This is a genomic window from Pseudomonas sp. MF6751, from assembly GCF_016613265.1.
Taxonomy (GTDB): Bacteria; Pseudomonadota; Gammaproteobacteria; order Pseudomonadales; family Pseudomonadaceae; genus Aquipseudomonas; species Aquipseudomonas fluorescens_BV.
The window spans coordinates 37751-53984 of record NZ_JAENSV010000001.1 but is presented as its reverse complement, the minus strand read 5'-3'; the positions used below and the strand labels follow the sequence as shown (position 1 = coordinate 53984).

Annotated in this window: 15 protein-coding genes; 9 read left to right on the top strand and 6 right to left on the bottom strand. The window is 59.2% G+C overall.

Going from position 1 to position 16234, the window contains the following annotated elements:
* Positions 1 to 2 precede the first annotated feature (2 nt).
* A complete protein-coding gene (locus JJD66_RS00270) occupies positions 3 to 2507 on the top strand; it encodes a fimbria/pilus outer membrane usher protein (RefSeq protein WP_267911467.1) in 2505 nt (834 codons plus the stop codon).
* A gap of 190 nt (positions 2508 to 2697) precedes the next feature.
* Positions 2698 to 3060, top strand: a complete 363-nt coding sequence (locus JJD66_RS00265) for a hypothetical protein (protein WP_152612753.1) — start codon at positions 2698 to 2700, stop codon at positions 3058 to 3060.
* Positions 3061 to 3064: 4 nt separating this feature from the next.
* Here JJD66_RS00265 and JJD66_RS00260 read toward each other — a convergent pair whose 3' ends face one another.
* Genes JJD66_RS00260 through JJD66_RS00245 form a run of 4 tightly spaced genes read right to left on the bottom strand, consistent with a single transcriptional unit; the run spans position 3065 to position 5904 of the window.
* Positions 3065 to 3802, bottom strand: coding sequence for an amino acid ABC transporter ATP-binding protein (locus JJD66_RS00260; RefSeq protein ID WP_200647393.1), 738 nt, complete (start codon positions 3800 to 3802; stop codon positions 3065 to 3067).
* Complete coding sequence (locus JJD66_RS00255) at positions 3789 to 4439, bottom strand: amino acid ABC transporter permease (protein ID WP_073526089.1); 651 nt, start codon at positions 4437 to 4439, stop codon at positions 3789 to 3791. The genes JJD66_RS00260 and JJD66_RS00255 overlap by 14 nt, the downstream gene beginning before the upstream one ends.
* Positions 4436 to 5104, bottom strand: coding sequence for an amino acid ABC transporter permease (locus tag JJD66_RS00250; protein WP_054896001.1), 669 nt, complete (start codon positions 5102 to 5104; stop codon positions 4436 to 4438). The genes JJD66_RS00255 and JJD66_RS00250 overlap by 4 nt, the downstream gene beginning before the upstream one ends.
* A gap of 14 nt (positions 5105 to 5118) precedes the next feature.
* Positions 5119 to 5904 carry a transporter substrate-binding domain-containing protein gene (locus JJD66_RS00245; RefSeq protein ID WP_198715837.1) on the bottom strand — a complete coding sequence of 262 codons (786 nt, stop codon included), beginning with the start codon at positions 5902 to 5904 and terminating at the stop codon, positions 5119 to 5121.
* Positions 5905 to 6158: 254 nt separating this feature from the next.
* Between JJD66_RS00245 and JJD66_RS00240 the strand changes: the two genes are divergently transcribed.
* The 6 genes from JJD66_RS00240 (at position 6159) to JJD66_RS00215 (ending at position 13432) form a co-directional block, all read left to right on the top strand.
* Positions 6159 to 6854: a FadR/GntR family transcriptional regulator gene (locus JJD66_RS00240; RefSeq protein WP_105228926.1), complete on the top strand. Its 696-nt coding sequence runs from the start codon at positions 6159 to 6161 to the stop codon at positions 6852 to 6854.
* Positions 6855 to 6975: 121 nt separating this feature from the next.
* Positions 6976 to 7305 carry a thioredoxin TrxA gene (gene trxA, locus JJD66_RS00235; protein WP_034129019.1) on the top strand — a complete coding sequence of 110 codons (330 nt, stop codon included), beginning with the start codon at positions 6976 to 6978 and terminating at the stop codon, positions 7303 to 7305.
* A gap of 234 nt (positions 7306 to 7539) precedes the next feature.
* A complete protein-coding gene (rho, locus tag JJD66_RS00230; RefSeq protein WP_003176825.1) occupies positions 7540 to 8799 on the top strand; it encodes a transcription termination factor Rho in 1260 nt (419 codons plus the stop codon).
* A gap of 156 nt (positions 8800 to 8955) precedes the next feature.
* The gene (locus JJD66_RS00225) at positions 8956 to 10938 is read left to right on the top strand and encodes an acyltransferase family protein (RefSeq protein ID WP_198715836.1); all 1983 of its coding nucleotides are present in this window, start codon (positions 8956 to 8958) and stop codon (positions 10936 to 10938) included.
* A 59-nt stretch (positions 10939 to 10997) separates the two neighbouring features.
* On the top strand, positions 10998 to 12464 hold the full coding sequence (ubiD, locus tag JJD66_RS00220; RefSeq protein ID WP_003195329.1) for a 4-hydroxy-3-polyprenylbenzoate decarboxylase: 1467 nt from the start codon (positions 10998 to 11000) through the stop codon (positions 12462 to 12464).
* Positions 12464 to 13432, top strand: a complete 969-nt coding sequence (locus JJD66_RS00215; RefSeq protein WP_200647392.1) for a CDP-6-deoxy-delta-3,4-glucoseen reductase — start codon at positions 12464 to 12466, stop codon at positions 13430 to 13432. Before ubiD ends, JJD66_RS00215 begins: the two co-directional genes overlap by 1 nt.
* 60 nt (positions 13433 to 13492) lie before the next feature.
* Here JJD66_RS00215 and JJD66_RS00210 read toward each other — a convergent pair whose 3' ends face one another.
* Positions 13493 to 13975 (bottom strand): sn-glycerol-3-phosphate transporter, encoded by a 483-nt coding sequence (locus tag JJD66_RS00210; RefSeq protein ID WP_200647391.1) that lies wholly within the window; start codon positions 13973 to 13975, stop codon positions 13493 to 13495.
* 250 nt (positions 13976 to 14225) lie between these two features.
* On the opposite strand from JJD66_RS00210, the gene JJD66_RS00205 reads away from it, so the two are divergent.
* On the top strand, positions 14226 to 14879 hold the full coding sequence (locus JJD66_RS00205; protein WP_054895996.1) for a gamma-glutamylcyclotransferase: 654 nt from the start codon (positions 14226 to 14228) through the stop codon (positions 14877 to 14879).
* Here JJD66_RS00205 and glpT read toward each other — a convergent pair.
* Complete coding sequence (gene glpT / locus JJD66_RS00200) at positions 14876 to 16213, bottom strand: glycerol-3-phosphate transporter (protein ID WP_032894604.1); 1338 nt, start codon at positions 16211 to 16213, stop codon at positions 14876 to 14878. The genes JJD66_RS00205 and glpT overlap by 4 nt on opposite strands.
* Positions 16214 to 16234: the final 21 nt, after the last annotated feature.

The window sequence follows — 16234 nt, the reverse complement described above, 5'->3', positions numbered from 1 at the left end:
TCATGAACACAACCAATGGCAATTTCGGTGCAGTTCCCGACGACTTGAATCATGTACAAAAGCGTGAGGCGCTTTTCAGGCGAAGCGGGCTGAGCCTGTCGGTGTGCATGGCAATGATGGCGGTGGTGGTCACGGATGCTTCTGCCGCCCGTGTATCGAGCATCTCCGGGTTCGACTTGGAAACGCTGCAGGCGCGGGGTATCAGCCCTTCGGTTGCCCACTATTTTCGTCATGCGCCACGTTTCAGTGAGGGTGTGAGGGTCGTGGACCTGCACGTCAACGGTGAGCGGATAGGCTTGACGGATGCTCGGTTCGATAAAGAAGGTGAGCTATGCTTTACCCGTAGTTTGCTTGATCGTGGCAGCTTGCGGGTACCTTCCTCGGTGATCGACAAAAGTGTCCCCCCCGAGCAAGCCTGTCATGACTTCAAAGCCGAATACCCTGAGACAGTAACGACATTGCGCCCTGGCAACGAAGAGGTGTCGTTGGTGGTGCCTACGCAAGCGCTGCGAGACGTTCAGCGAGACTCCGGCAGCTATGCGCGCGGAGGCACGGCAGCGCTACTCAATTACGACGTCCAGGCAATCAACAGTCATTCCAGGGCGGATACCTATCGGTATCTTTCAGCCTCCACAGAGGTGGGCTTCAATTTTGGCGATTGGATTGCCCGCAGCCGCCAGCTTTATATTTCCAACGATCGCCGCACAACGGCCGAACACCTTTTCGCCTATGCACAACGGGATTTCTTGCCTTTGGCTTCGACCTTCCAGGTCGGTCAGATATCGAGCAATAACCCGGTGTTTGGGGGAGTACAACTGACGGGCGCGCAGATTTTCCCCGATGGTATTGAAAGTGGTGGCAGTCACAATGGCGTGGTAGTCGAGGGGCGAGCCCTGAGCCAATCACGGGTGGAAGTACGGCAATCCGGCGCGTTGATCTATACCACGGTCGTTCCTGAGGGGCCTTTTACGCTGACCAATCTGCCCTTGCTCAACGGCACCAGCGACCTTCAGGTCACGGTGATAGAGACTCAGGGCGGGCAGCGCAGTTTTGTCGTGCCGGCTGCTACGTTCCGCGCAGTGGTCCCCGTGAAGTCTGGATATACAGCTTCTTTGGGCAAGGTCCGCGAGGTGGAGGGGAGTGGGGCCAAAGAGCCCCTGCTGGCCATGGCCAGTGGTACGTGGGCTGTGGGCAAGGACAGCGCGGTCAGCGCAGGGGTACAAAGTACCGATAGCTACAATGCGGTAGGGCTTGCCCTGGACAGCAGCTTTTCCCAGCGCTTTTCTCTGGGGGTGCGTAACAACTTGTCCCGGGATCATTCAACAAACGTACAAGGCGCGCGCAACAGTGTGTCTGTGAGCGTCGGCCTGCCTGCGAATGTACAGATGTCCTTGAGTGCCACTGCGCAGACACCGGGCTATCGTGACGTCATCGATACAGTGACGCCTCATGTAAACGATGTGGATGGCTCGCGATTCAAGAACCACTACACCGTAGGATTCAGTTGGGCGGACCCTCAGTTGGGTGGCTTCTCAATCGGTTATAACCGGGGGGCCGATTTCAAGAGCCGGATTACCCAGAATATCTACGGCACGTGGAACAAGAGCTTCAGATATGCCAGCGTCGGTGTGACCGTGGACTCTCAGATTGGCCAGTCCAACAGTGCCGATGACCGGAACGATGACGGACTGGGTATTCGATTGCAGGTCAGTGTTCCCTTGGGCCGTGATCGGAGCCTCAGCGCATTCGCTCGACGTCAGGGAGAGCGCTCCAGTATCGGCACTGCCTATGATGAGCGTGTCGACGAGACGCTGAACTACCAGATACGCAGCGACAGAGACTTCGCAGGGCATCGTGAGCACACCCTGGGCGGCACGCTCAACGCGTCTTCTCGTTACGCGCAAGTGGGGCTGGGGCTGAATCGTGACTCGTCCAGCACCAGTTACTCCGGGCAATTGCAAGGGGCGGTGGTCGCCCATTCTGAAGGTTTCACATTGTCGCCGTATCGGGTTGAGGACACGTTTGGCGTGGTCTCGGTGGGCGAGGTTGCCGGTGCTCGTCTTACCACACCTCAAGGGCCGGTGTGGACCGACCCGTGGGGTAAGGCTGTGATCGCCAGTTTGCCGGCTTATCAGTCGAGTGTGTTGGAGTTGGAAGGCAAAAGCCTACCTCGCCAGATGGATATCAAGAACGGTACCAAGGTCCTGGAAGCGGGCCGTGGGTCCTTCAACAGGGTCGATTTCGAAGTAATCAATGTGCGCCGGGTACTGCTGCGCGCTACGGATATACACGGCAAACCATTGCCTCAGGGCGCTGCCGTGCTGGGGCCAGAAAATGCATTGCTGACCACGGTGGTTGGGGATGGGATGATTTTTCTCAGCAACGTCGACGCGCCCCAGGCCCTTAAAGTCTCTTCCAGCACAGTGTCCTGCGCGCTGCAACTCGACCTTCCGGAGCAAACCTATAATGGCAAATTCTACGAAACCGCTTCGGCGGTCTGTCGGTGAGATGGCCCGCATGAACGAGTGGCGTATCGGGTGTCTCAAAGGCTTGGGGCTGTTGTTGAGCTGCCTTTTACTGGCAGCGCCGGCAAGTGCTGCGAACTGCCGCCTGTCCCTGAGCCAGCCCATCATCGATTACGGCCTGCTTCGCCCAGGCGAACAGCTCGAAAATCGGGGTGCTTCGCTGGGAAAGCGTATGGTACGTCTGAACGTGATCTGCGTGGAGGCTGCGGTGATTGCGCTACGTTTTCAAGGCGTGCCGGCCAATGAGACTGGCTACAGGTTTGGCCGCCAGGGTTTTTTCAACCTGACGCTTCAGCATCCTCAACTCGACGGTAAACCCATCGAGTTAGCGCAATGGCACAACCCTACCGAACGGGACGCCCAGCTACGCCCAGGCCAATCTCTGGTAGTGCTGGTCGGCGGAGTTCCTGCCAGAGGCCACGCTTTTTCGGCGCAGGTGCAAGTAGACACCTGGCTATCGAGCGCAGCCACTGCTGTTGGCAATAAAACCACATACGAGGGCAATGGGCGTTTCGAGCTGGTGTCCGGTGGCTGAGTCCTCAGGCAGGTGATCCATGGCTGCCGATGAAGTTTGCCAGCTCGGCAGATTGCGGATGTGCAAACAGCACTTTCGGATCGCCCACTTCATGCACCTTACCCTGGTGCATGAACACCAGCTTATCCCCAACCTCCCGGGCAAAACGCATTTCGTGGGTCACCATGATCAGGGTCATGCCGTCTTTAGCCAGTTGGCGCACCACGCTGAGCACTTCATTGACCAACTCCGGGTCCAGGGCCGATGTGATTTCATCGCACAGCAGCACTTTGGGTGACATGGCCAGTGCGCGGGCAATGGCGACTCGCTGTTGCTGGCCACCGGACAGTCGATCAGGGAAAGCGTCGAACTTCTCGCCCAGGCCTACCCGTTCCAGCATCTGCTTTGCCAACTCCACCGCTTTGGCCTTTGGCACCTTCTGCACCACTTGCGGCGCCAGCATCACGTTCTCGCCCACGGTCAGGTGCGGGAACAGATTGAATTGCTGGAACACCATGCCGACCTTCTGCCGCAGGCTGCGCAGGTCGGCGCGGGCCGCGTCGAGGTATTCACCATCGACTTCGATGACGCCGTCGTTGATCGACTCCAGACCATTGAGGGTGCGCAGCAAGGTGGACTTGCCCGAGCCGCTGCGGCCGATGATTGCCACCACCTGGCCTTCGTCCACCGTCAGGTCGATGCCCTTGAGCACGTGGTGATCGCCGTAATACTTATGTAGGGCGGAAATTCTAAGCAGAGGCATGCAGTCTCCTTTCCAGGTAGCGCGCACTGAGGGACAAGGGGTAGCAAAGCAGGAAGTAACCGAGGGCCACCAGGCCATAGACCATGAAGGGTTCGAAGGTGGCGTTGGCGAGCATGCCGCCCGTCTTGGTCAGTTCGGTGAAGCCGATGATCGAGGTCACGGCGGTGCCTTTGACCACCTGCACCGAGAAGCCCACTGTCGGCGCGACAGCAATACGTAGCGCCTGGGGCAAGATCACGTAGCGCAGTTGTTCAAGCGGGTTGAGGGCCAGGCTGGCCGAGGCTTCCCATTGGCCGTGGGCAATTGAGTCGACGCAGCCGCGCCATATTTCAGCCAGGTAAGCGCTGGTAAACAGGGTCAACGCAATCGCCGCTGCCAGCCAGGGCGATATGTCCACGCCGAGCAGGGCAACGCCGAAAAACACCAGGAACAGCTGCATCAGCAGTGGCGTGCCCTGGAACAGTTCGATATAGGTGCGGGCAATGTTGCGTGGGAACGCTTTGCGGCTGATGCGCAGGGTCATCACCAGTAAGCCGATCAGGCCGCCGCCCACAAACGCCACTAGCGACAGCAGCAGCGTCCATTGCAGGCCGGTAAGCAGGTTGCGCACGATGTCCCAGAACGAAAAATCACTCATCGGCTGTTCCTCATGACAAACCGTCGGCCGATCCAGTTGAGCAACTGGCGAATCATCAGCGCCATGCACAGGTACACCAGGGTGGTCAGGGCATAGGTTTCAAAGGCACGGAAATTACGCGACTGGATAAAGTTGGCGGCAAAGCTCAGCTCTTCAGTCGCGATCTGCGAACACACCGCCGAGCCGAGCATCACGATGATGATCTGGCTGCTCAGGGCTGGCCACACCTTGCCCAGGGCCGGCAGCAGCACCACATGGCGAAACGCTTCAAAGCGCGTCATTGCCAGCGCCGCGGCCGCCTCCAGTTGCCCTCGAGGGATGGCCTGGATACCCGCACGGATGATCTCGGTGGAGTACGCCCCCAGGTTGATCACCATCGCCAGCACGGCGGCTTGCCATTCAGTGATTTTCAACCCCAGGGACGGTAGACCGAAGAAGATAAAGAACAGTTGCACCAGGAACGGCGTGTTGCGGATCAACTCGACATACACACCAAAGAGCCACGCGAACGGCTGGATCTTCCACGCCCTTACCACGGCGCCGACGGTTCCCAGTGCCACGCCGAGGAGGGCGCCAATGGCCGTCAGCTCAAGGGTGAACAGCGCGCCACGCAGGAGCAGGTCGGTATTGGCCAGCACCGGCACAAAGTCGAATTGATAGGCCATCGTTGAGCTCCGCGTCAGAGGTCGGCAGGCAGCGGTTCTTTGAGCCACTGCATGGCGTTTTTCTCCAGGCTACCGTCAGCCTTGGCCGCGACCAGGATCTGGTTGACCTTTTCCAACAGCGCCGGCTCGTTCTTGTTCACGCCCACGTACACCGGCGAGTCCTTGAGCTTCACCTTCAGCGCGGGTACGCGTTTGGGGTTGCGTTCGCTGATGGCCACCATGACCACGTTGCCGCTGGCGATCAGGTCGACCTGGCCGGCCAGGTAGGCGGCGATGGTGGAATTGTTGTCTTCAAAGCGCTTGATCGTGGCTTCCTTGGGCGCGACCGCTGTAAGCTCGATGTCCTCGATGGCGCCACGGGTCACGCTGATGGTCTTGCCCTTGAGGTCGTCGAGGCTGGTGATGGCGGAGTCAGGCGGCCCAAACACGGCTAGGTAGAACGGCGCGTAGGCGTTGGAGAAGTCGATGACCTTTGCGCGCTCGGGGTTCTTGCCCAGGCTGGAAATCACCAGGTCGACCTTGCCGGTGGTGAGGAACGGGATGCGGTTGGTGCTGTTCACCGGGGTCAGTTCCAGCTTGACCTTGAGTTGGTCGGCCAGCAGCTTTGCGGTGTCGATGTCCAGGCCACGGGGTTGCATGTCAGGGCCGACCGAGCCAAACGGCGGAAAGTCCTGGGGGACGGCAACCTTCAGGGTGCCACGAGCGACGATGTCATCCAGACCATTCGCCTGGGCGGGTGCCTGGCTCAGCATCAGGCTGGCAAACAGGGCAGTGAGCAGGGCGCTGTAGCGCTTGGTCATGGCAACTCTCCGAAAAAGGCGAAGGAATTTTCTGAGTTTGCCCAGTGCACAGCCCATGCCAGCACCGTTCGGATCGTCTGCAAGGCTGATGTTTATTGAGATGCACAGGTCTTACTGGTCTGAACAGTTACCAGGGTTTTCGCACCCTTTTCGAGCGCTGACAAAAAGCTGCGAGCCCCTTTGGGGCGTGGCTTGCAGCCGGCCATAAATAGTTTTACAACGGGTCACGCAGCTATCGGGAACCTGTGCTTTTTATGAATTCCATTGCCCAAGCCGTACCGGAAGCGGCCTTGCAGGCCATCCGCAAACTCATCAAGGAGCAAGGCTTCGGGCCGGGCGATGCGTTACCGTCCCAGCGCGACCTGGCCCTGCAATTGGGGGTGAGCCGGGCTTCGTTGCGTGAGGCGCTGTCATCGCTTAGCGCCTTGGGCGTGGTCAGTGTGCAGCCGGGCAAGGGCGTGTTCGTGCAGGACGTGCAAGAAGCGCCAGGGTTTGCCTGGCCCTTCGCGGCGCAGGTTACGCCGCCGGATATCTTCCAACTGCGCTACGCATTGGAGGGGTTTGCGGCGGGGTTGGCAGCAATGACACTGACCATCGAGGCGCTGGACAGCCTGGAGGATAATGTCGAAGCCATGCACAGAGTGCTCAAGGCGGGTGACTTCGAAGCGGCCGCTCGCCTGGACTTCGAATTTCACCAGTGCATTCTGCTGGCCAGCGGTAACCAGGCAATGGTGAGTATCCTCAGTGCCAGTGCCGAGGTGTTTTTGGAGAGTCAGAAACTACCGTTCATCCGGCCGGAGCGGGCCATGGAAACCTGGCAGGAACATCGCAGGATCCTGCGTGCCCTGGCCCGCCGCAACAGTACGACGGCGCAGAAAACCATGCAGGAACATATACGTAATGCTGCGTTGCGCACGGGCATTGCGTTCGTGACGCCCGTTACGTCGTGAGTGGGGTCATACCCACACTCATTCAACTTCATAGCAAGACTCAATCAGACGCGGCTTCCTGAACAGGGGAAGGGCGGCTATGATGGGCAACGTTTTTTTTGCTTACAATCCGGAGACATCCATGAGCAACGATCTTATCAAGCACGTCACCGACGCGACCTTTGAGGCCGAAGTACTCAAGGCTGCCGGCCCGGTGCTGGTTGACTACTGGGCTGAATGGTGCGGCCCTTGCAAAATGATCGCTCCGGTCCTGGACGACATTGCAACCACCTACGAAGGCAAGCTGACCGTTGCCAAGCTGAACATCGACGACAACCAGGAAACTCCGGCCAAGCATGGCGTACGTGGTATTCCTACGCTGATGCTGTTCAAGAACGGCAATGTTGAAGCGACTAAAGTGGGCGCGCTGTCGAAGTCCCAGTTGCAAGCTTTCCTCGACGCGAACATCTAAGCGTCGTCAAAAAAGCCCCGCAAATAGCGGGGCTTTTTCGTAAAGCAGGGCTAGACGCTCCGAAATCCAGGTGGTACATTCGGCCCCGCAGTGGTTTCTCCACTGCCCCCTGCAAGCCGTCGCCGACGCATTCCTTTTCGATTAGTACGCGATCCTGTCGCCTTCTCTGCGGCGCGGCCTCATTAAGCCAAAAGCTTAATTTCCCCCCTCCATAAATGATTACGTCATTCCTATATGAATCTGACTGAACTCAAGCAAAAGCCGATTACCGACCTGCTCCAATTGGCCGAAGAAATGGGCATAGAAAATATGGCCCGTTCGCGCAAGCAGGACGTGATTTTCTCCCTGCTCAAGAAGCACGCGAAAAGCGGCGAGGAAATCTCCGGTGATGGCGTGCTGGAGATCCTCCAGGACGGCTTCGGCTTCCTCCGCTCTGCAGACGCGTCCTATCTCGCCGGCCCAGACGATATCTACGTCTCGCCGAGCCAGATCCGTCGCTTCAACTTGCGCACTGGTGACACCATCGTTGGCAAGATCCGTCCTCCGAAGGAAGGCGAGCGTTACTTCGCCCTGCTCAAGGTCGACACGATCAACTTCGACCGCCCAGAGAACGCGAAAAACAAGATTCTCTTCGAGAACCTGACCCCGCTGTTCCCGACTGTGCGCATGAAGATGGAAGCCGGTAACGGCTCCACCGAAGACTTGACCGGTCGTGTGATCGATCTCTGCGCTCCGATCGGCAAAGGCCAGCGTGGCCTGATCGTCGCACCGCCGAAAGCCGGCAAGACCATCATGCTGCAGAACATCGCCGCGAACATTGCACGTAACAACCCTGAAGTTCATCTGATCGTGCTGTTGATCGATGAGCGTCCGGAAGAAGTGACCGAAATGCAGCGCACCGTGCGCGGCGAAGTGGTTGCCTCGACGTTCGATGAGCCGCCAACCCGCCACGTGCAGGTTGCCGAAATGGTGATCGAAAAGGCCAAGCGCCTGGTCGAGCACAAGAAAGACGTGGTGATCCTGCTCGATTCCATCACGCGTCTGGCCCGTGCCTACAACACCGTGATCCCGAGCTCCGGCAAGGTGCTGACCGGTGGTGTCGATGCCCACGCCCTGGAGAAACCAAAGCGTTTCTTCGGCGCTGCGCGGAACATCGAAGAAGGCGGCTCGCTGACCATTATCGCCACCGCGCTGGTTGAAACCGGCTCGAAGATGGACGAAGTGATCTACGAAGAGTTCAAGGGTACCGGCAACATGGAACTGCCTTTGGACCGCCGCATCGCTGAAAAGCGTGTGTTCCCGGCGATCAACATCAACCGCTCCGGCACCCGCCGCGAAGAGTTGCTGACCGCAGACGACGAACTGCAGCGTATGTGGATCCTGCGCAAGCTGCTGCACCCGATGGACGAAGTCGCGGCCATCGAGTTTCTGATCGACAAGCTGAAAACCACCAAGACCAACGACGAGTTCTTCCTGTCGATGAAACGCAAGTAATACAGCGTTTCAGGTCCAAAAAAATGGCGTCCTTAATGGGGCGCCATTTTTTTTGCGTCGAGATTCTGCGATTTTTGTGGCATAAGTATCCGTTAAGTAACAAAAATTGACGCGTGACTTCGCTCATCCCTTTCGTCGCAGACTGACCACATTCTTATGACCACCCTTGCTTACCGCAGAGACATCGATGGCCTGCGTGCCATTGCTGTCCTTGCAGTCGTGTTGTTCCACTTTGGTGTCCCTGGCATTACTGGCGGTTTTGTTGGCGTTGACGTCTTCTTCGTCATCTCAGGTTTCCTGATCACGTCAATTATCTGGCGTGAGCGTCAAGCTGGGCGCTTCAGCTTCATCGACTTCTGGGCTCGTCGAGCCCGGCGTATCTTGCCGGCCCTGTTTGTGATGATCGCCGCGACACTGGCAGTGGGTTGGTTTCTGTTGGCGCCCAAGGACTATGAGGAGTTAGGGCGGTCTGCGCACTATCAGGTGACCTTTACGTCGAACCTGTTGTTCTCGCGTCAGCATGGCTACTTTGATGCCTCATCCGACATCAAGCCCTTGCTGCATACCTGGTCGCTTGCAGTAGAAGAGCAGTTCTATATTTTCTTCCCATTGCTGCTGACGTTGCTTTCCAGTCGGTTGAAGCACTGGCGCCTGGCATTGTTCGCGGTACTGTTGGTGTCGTTTGGCATGAGCGTCTGGGCGGTTCAGCATGAGCCGCAGAAAGCCTTCTTCCTGTTGCACCTGCGGGCCTGGGAACTACTGGCCGGTGCAATGCTGGCGGTGCAGCCCAAGCGTGAATGGCGCGCCTCGCCGGCCTTGGCTCAAGGGGTCAGCCTGGCTTCCCTGGCATTGATCCTCATCGCTGTGCTGGGCTACGACGCGAAAACGCCGTTCCCAGGTGCGACCGCGTTGTTGCCCGTGCTGGGGGTGGTCGGGTTGATCTGGGCCAACGGTCAGCAACAGACCTGGGTCGCTCGCCTGTTGGGCACACGGATCATGGTGGGTATCGGGCTGATCTCTTATTCCTGGTACCTCTGGCACTGGCCGGTGTTCGTGTACGCCAACTATGCCGCGGTAGATGGCTTGAGCGCGCTGGAGCTGGCGGGGCTGATGCTGCTTTCGCTGGTGCTGGGCTATCTGTCCTGGCGCTTCGTGGAAACGCCGTTCCGGGAAAAGCGTTTGCTGGCTTCGCGTAAGGCGATTCTGGCGTCAGCCATGGTCGGCATTCTGGGGCTGGGCTTCACTGGCCTTGCGATACGCGAAGCTGACGGCGTGCCTTCGCGCTTGTCCGAACAGGCGTTGCGTTTTGCCCAGGCCAAGAAGTGGAGCCCTGACCTGCTGGCGTGCATGGCCGACAAAGATACGCCCGATGAACGCTTGTTCTGCCATTTCGGCCCGAAAGGCCAATCTGTTTCAGCGCTGGTATGGGGCGACAGTCACGCCACTGCGCTGATACCTGCACTTAAAGAGGGCGCTGATCGCCACGATATCAGCCTGGTCGAAGCCAGTTTTGCCGGCTGTATTCCCCTCGATGGCCTGGAGAATATTGCCCGCTGCGCGCATTTCAATCGTCGCGTCGAGAAGGCCATGTCCGAGCAGACTTTCAGCGATGTGGTGTTGGCCGCCCGCTGGAGCCTGTATGTGTACGGGCAAATGTCCGGCGACAAGGAGCATGCGCTCAAAGACCCGGGCACCGGCCAGTATGTGCGTGCCGTCGCCGAACAACGCTTTGCCCAGGGCCTGCGCGAGCGCATCCAGGGCTTGCGCGCTGCCGGGCACAAGGTCTGGCTGGTCAAGGAAGTGCCGCTGCAGGAAATCATCGTACCTTACCGTCTCAGCCGCCTGGCCATGATGAACCGCCCCGTGGACGGTGAAGGGCTCGCCGTGGCCGAGCATGTAAAGCGCCAGGCTTTTATCACGCACTTGTTTGATGAGTTGGCGGCGGCCGACAGCGGTGTCGCGGTGCTGGACCCTGCACCTTTGCTGTGTGGCACCGACGGTCTATGCCGGGTCGAACTCAATGGCCGAGCGCTGTATACCGACGATAACCACCTTTCAGACGTCGGCGCGCGACACATCGAAGCCTTCCTGGAGCCGTTGTTCAGTTCGTTGCAATCACGCGGATTGACGGCCAATTAAGCTGCCAGCCGCCCTCAGAGCAGGTAGGATGTACGCCTATTTTACGGGTGGCATGGTTAATGAAATTCAAGGATCTTCGGGATTTCGTGCAGCAACTTGAGCAGCGCGGAGAGTTGAAACGTATCCAGATGCCGATTTCTCCGGTGCTGGAAATGACTGAGATTTGCGACCGCACCTTGCGCAACAAGGGCCCGGCGCTGTTGTTCGAAAACCCGACCGGCTTCGATATTCCGGTGCTGGGCAACCTGTTCGGCACTCCCGAGCGCGTGGCCTTTGGCATGGGCGCCGAGTCCGTCAGCGAACTGCGCGAGATCGGCAAGCTGCTGGCTTTTCTCAAGGAGCCCGAGCCGCCCAAGGGCTTGAAGGACGCCTGGTCCAAGCTGCCGATCTTCCGCAAGATCATTGCCATGGCCCCTAAGGTGGTCAAGGACGCGGTGTGCCAGGAAGTGGTCATTGAGGGCGATGATGTCGACCTGGCCATGCTCCCGGTGCAAACCTGCTGGCCCGGCGACGTCGGCCCGTTGATCACCTGGGGCCTGACCGTCACCAAAGGCCCGAACAAGGACCGCCAGAACCTCGGTATCTACCGTCAGCAAGTCATTGGCCGTAACAAAGTGATCATGCGCTGGCTGAGCCACCGTGGCGGCGCCCTCGACTTCCGTGAGTGGTGCGAAAAGCATCCCGGCAAGCCGTTCCCGGTATCCGTGGCCCTGGGTGCCGACCCGGCGACCATCCTCGGCGCGGTCACGCCCGTACCTGACAGCCTCTCCGAGTACGCTTTCGCCGGTTTGTTGCGCGGTAATCGCACGGAGCTGGTGAAGTGCCGCGGTAATGACCTGCAAGTGCCGGCCACCGCCGAAATCATCCTTGAAGGCGTGATTCACCCAGGTGAAATGGCCGATGAAGGCCCCTACGGCGACCACACCGGTTACTACAACGAAGTCGACAGCTTCCCGGTGTTCACCGTCGAGCGCATCACCCATCGGGTCAAGCCTATCTACCACAGCACCTACACGGGTCGTCCGCCCGATGAGCCCGCCATCCTCGGCGTGGCGCTCAACGAAGTGTTCGTGCCGATCCTGCAAAAGCAATTCCCGGAAATCACCGACTTCTACCTGCCGCCCGAGGGCTGTTCGTACCGCATGGCCATCGTGACCATGAAGAAGTCGTATCCGGGGCATGCCAAGCGGGTAATGCTCGGTGTGTGGTCGTTTTTGCGACAGTTCATGTACACCAAGTTCGTTATCGTCACCGACGACGACATCAATGCCCGGGACTGGAACGACGTGATCTGGGCCATCACCACGCGCATGGACCCCAAGCGCGATACGGTGATGATCGACAACACGCCCATCGACTACCTCGACTTCGCGTCGCCGGTATCGGGCCTTGGCTCAAAGATGGGCCTGGATGCCACGCATAAATGGCCGGGCGAAACCACGCGTGAGTGGGGCCGGGTGATCGTCAAGGATGAAGCCGTCACTGCGCGGGTCGATGCGATCTGGAAAGAATTGGGAATAGATTGATGCGTGTAACCCTGCAACCTTCCGGTGCTGTGCTGGAGCTGGCTCCTGGCGAGCGAATCCTTGAAGGCGCACGCCGCCTGGGCTATGAGTGCCCCCAAGCCTGTCGCAATGGCGTGTGCCATGTCTGCGCGGCGTTGCTGGTGGAGGGCCGCGTACAGCAAGCCGGGGAAGTGCGCGATCATGGTGAGTTCTACACCTGTATCGCCGAGCCCCTGGAGGATTGTGTGGTGCTGTGGGATGGCGTTCTGGCGCCGGGAGAGTTGCCGTTGCGCAAATTGTCGTGCCAATTGATCGAGTGTGTGCAAGTGGGTGGCGATGTGTGGCGTGTGCGCCTGCGCGCCCCGGCTGGCAAGGCGGTGCGTTACCACGCCGGGCAATACCTGATGATCGAGCGGGACAACGGCGAAAAGTCAGCGTTTTCCCTGGCCTCGGCGCCCCATGCCGGGCGTGAGTTGGAGTTGCATGTACTGGCGCGGGAAGCCAGTGCGCGCAGCCTCATCGAGCAGTTGCAGCGTAACCAGATGGCGCGCGTCGAGCTGCCGTTTGGCGACACTCATCTGGCTGAACTGCCAGACGGACCACTGGTACTGATGGCCGCTGGCACCGGCATGGCGCAGATGAACAGCCTGATCGAGCATTGCCGCGCTTCAGGCTTCAAGCACCCGGTGCATCTGTATTGGGGCGTGCGTCTGCCGGAAGATTTCTACGAAATCGAGCATTGGGATCAATGGCGGCAATTACCCAACCTGTTCCTGCACAAAGTCGTCAGCGACCTGTGTGGCTGGGAAGGGCGCTGTGGTTTGCTGCATGAGGCAGTGTGCGAAGACATTGCCGACCTCAATAGCGTGCACGTTTACGCCAGCGGTTCGCCGGCGATGATCTACGGCACGCTGGACGCACTGGTCAACGCCGGCATGGATGCGCACCGGATGCGCGCCGACGTCTTCGCCTACGCCCCAAGGCCCTGAAGCCTTGCGCTGAATAATGTAGGAGCAGGCAAGTCAGCTCTCACAGGGGACAGTGTCGTGTCAGAAGCGCACGCCAGTTGTCACCATTGCCGCGTTGAACCCGAGCAACACCAACTCCGCCGCCACCGGCCCGTAATGCGCGCCCACCGACGGAATGATCACCGGCGCCACACCGAATCGGTTCAACGGGATCTTGTCGCGGTACTCGCCGCGATAGCCCTGAAGCAGCCCGCCGGTCAATTTTGCATACACCGGATACTCGGCCAGGTCATAGCGCTTGCCCGCATAGGCGTAGTACGAGCGCTGGCGGAACGAGTTGCGAAAAGTCACCCCGCCGTACAACAGGCCCGACGCCTCGTTGCGTTCCAGGCCGATCAAGTCCTGCTTGTTGTTGTGCTCGGGGTCGGGGGCGAAGTGCCGGGTGTAGACGCTGGTCTGGGCGTACCAGAAGCCTTTGTCGTCGTTGGCGGGTGGGGTTTCGCCCGCCAGCGCGGTGGTGGCTTGGGCCAGGAACAACAGCCCAGGCAATCTAAATTTTTTCATGGGGCGACCTCGATAGTCGATGTAATGAACGGCTAAGTGGGTCGTTATGTGCGCGCTAGTTTGACGGCATGGCGCCCGCCCAGGCTGAACCGGGGCTGACAGTAGCGGGATTAACCGTCCAGATCCTGACGAGTGGCGGCGTTGATTAATGCCCAGTGGAGCTTTTTCGCCGTACGGTTACAGCGCTGCGTTTTATTACGGTAAAGTCGCTCACAACTGGTAACACTCAGGAGGCGCACCGCATTTCGCCATGACCGCCATTGAAACCGATCTTCTGCAATTGGCTTACCCTCCGCGCCTCGATCTTGGGCCGCAACTCACACACGAACAGTTAATGAGCTCGATGCAAGCCACCATGGCGCGGCATAAGGGCGGGCCGGTGTGGCTATTTGCTTATGGTTCACTGATCTGGCGCCCTGAATGTTCATCCACCGAACGCGTACGGGCGCGGGTCCACGGTTATCACCGGGGCTTGTACCTGTGGTCCCATGAGCATCGGGGTACGCCGGAGTTGCCGGGGTTGGTGTTCGGCCTGGATCGCGGTGGTTCCTGCAGCGGATTCGCCTACCGCTTGCCGGAAGATCAGCTGGAGGCTTCGCTTTACGCCCTGTGGCAGCGCGAAATGCCTTACCCCTCTTACCGGCCGCACTGGCTCAGCTGTCGGTTACAGGATGGCAGTACCGTGCAGGCGTTGGGGTTTGTGTTGGAGCGGCATTTGCCCAGCTATGCCGGCAACTTGCCCGATATCGTGCTTAACCATGTACTGCAAAGCGCTTGCGGGCGTTACGGTACCACTCGCGATTATGTCGAGCAGACCGTGAACGCCCTGCGTAGCCACGCCATGCCAGATAAAAACCTGGAGGCGCGGCTCAAGCGTTGTGCCAAGGGTTGCCCGGGCGATTAACGCGCCGAGCTGACGCTGTTGGTGTGCCACAGCGTAGGGATCAGGAACGCGATCGCCAGTACACAGGCGCTGATCAGCAGCACGAAACCACCGTCCCAGCCGAAATGGTCAACCGTGTAGCCCATGGCCGCACTTGCCGCTACCGAACCGCCCAGATAACCGAACAGACCGGTGAAGCCCGCTGCGGTGCCGGCGGCCTTCTTCGGAGCCAGTTCCAGTGCCTGCAGGCCGATCAGCATCACCGGGCCGTAGATCAGGAAGCCGATGGAGAACAGCGCAATCATGTCGATCATCGGGTTGCCCGGCGGGTTGAGCCAGTAAACCAGGGTGGCCACTGTCACCAGAGCCATGAACACGATACCGGTCAGGCCGCGGTTGCCACGGAAGATCTTGTCCGACATCCAGCCGCACAGCAGCGTGCCCGGAATACCTGCCCATTCGTAGAAGAAGTACGCCCAGGACGACTTATCGACCGTGAAGTGCTTGGCTTCTTTCAAGTAGGTCGGCGCCCAGTCCAGTACGCCGTAGCGCAGCAGATAGACAAACACGTTGGCGAAGGCGATGTACCAGAGCATTTTGTTGCGCAGCACGTACTTGACGAAGATTTCCTTGGCGCTGAATTCGTCTTCGTGGCTGGCGTCGTAGCCTTCCGGATAGTCGTTCTTGTACTTCTCGATAGGCGGCAGGCCCACCGATTGCGGGGTGTCGCGCATGGTGATGAAGGCAAACGCCGCCACCGCCAGGGCCACGGTGGCCGGTACATAGAACGCCGCATGCCAGTCGTTGAACCACGCCATGCCCAGCAGGAACAGCGGGCCGATCAAGCCACCGCCGACGTTATGCGCCACGTTCCATACGGACACCACGCCGCCGCGCTCTTTCTGCGACCACCAGTGCACCATGGTCCGCCCACTTGGCGGCCAACCCATGCCCTGGGCCCAGCCGTTGATGAACAGCAAAATGAACATCATGGTCACGCTGGACGTTGCCCAAGGCGCGAAACCGAAAATGAACATCACCCCCGCCGAAACCAGCAGGCCGAAGGGCAGGAAGTAGCGTGGGTTAGAGCGGTCTGACACCAGGCCCATCAGGAATTTGGACAAGCCGTAGGCAATCGCGATCGCCGACATCGCCAGGCCCAGTTCACCGCGGGTGTAACCCTCGTCGATCAGGTAGGGCATGGCCAGGGAGAAGTTTTTACGCAGCAGGTAGTAACCGGCGTAACCAAAGAAAATACCCGCGAAGATCTGCCAGCGCAGCCGTCGGTAGGTACTGTCTATTTTTTCTTCAGGCAGGGGCGCCTGGTGTGCGGCAGGACGAAAGAAAGCAAACATTCAAGAGCTCCAAATTTCTTG

Coding starts and splice junctions, on each gene's coding strand:
- rho (WP_003176825.1), top strand. CDS start 7,540: ATGAATCTGACTGAACTCAAGCAAAAGCCGATTACCGACCTGCTCCAA.
- JJD66_RS00245 (WP_198715837.1), bottom strand. CDS start 5,904: ATGACCAAGCGCTACAGCGCCCTGCTCACTGCCCTGTTTGCCAGCCTG.
- JJD66_RS00225 (WP_198715836.1), top strand. CDS start 8,956: ATGACCACCCTTGCTTACCGCAGAGACATCGATGGCCTGCGTGCCATT.
- JJD66_RS00215 (WP_200647392.1), top strand. CDS start 12,464: ATGCGTGTAACCCTGCAACCTTCCGGTGCTGTGCTGGAGCTGGCTCCT.
- JJD66_RS00260 (WP_200647393.1), bottom strand. CDS start 3,802: ATGCCTCTGCTTAGAATTTCCGCCCTACATAAGTATTACGGCGATCAC.
- JJD66_RS00255 (WP_073526089.1), bottom strand. CDS start 4,439: ATGAGTGATTTTTCGTTCTGGGACATCGTGCGCAACCTGCTTACCGGC.
- glpT (WP_032894604.1), bottom strand. CDS start 16,213: ATGTTTGCTTTCTTTCGTCCTGCCGCACACCAGGCGCCCCTGCCTGAA.
- trxA (WP_034129019.1), top strand. CDS start 6,976: ATGAGCAACGATCTTATCAAGCACGTCACCGACGCGACCTTTGAGGCC.
- ubiD (WP_003195329.1), top strand. CDS start 10,998: ATGAAATTCAAGGATCTTCGGGATTTCGTGCAGCAACTTGAGCAGCGC.
- JJD66_RS00210 (WP_200647391.1), bottom strand. CDS start 13,975: ATGAAAAAATTTAGATTGCCTGGGCTGTTGTTCCTGGCCCAAGCCACC.
- JJD66_RS00240 (WP_105228926.1), top strand. CDS start 6,159: ATGAATTCCATTGCCCAAGCCGTACCGGAAGCGGCCTTGCAGGCCATC.
- JJD66_RS00205 (WP_054895996.1), top strand. CDS start 14,226: ATGACCGCCATTGAAACCGATCTTCTGCAATTGGCTTACCCTCCGCGC.
- JJD66_RS00265 (WP_152612753.1), top strand. CDS start 2,698: ATGGTACGTCTGAACGTGATCTGCGTGGAGGCTGCGGTGATTGCGCTA.
- JJD66_RS00250 (WP_054896001.1), bottom strand. CDS start 5,104: ATGGCCTATCAATTCGACTTTGTGCCGGTGCTGGCCAATACCGACCTG.
- JJD66_RS00270 (WP_267911467.1), top strand. CDS start 3: ATGAACACAACCAATGGCAATTTCGGTGCAGTTCCCGACGACTTGAAT.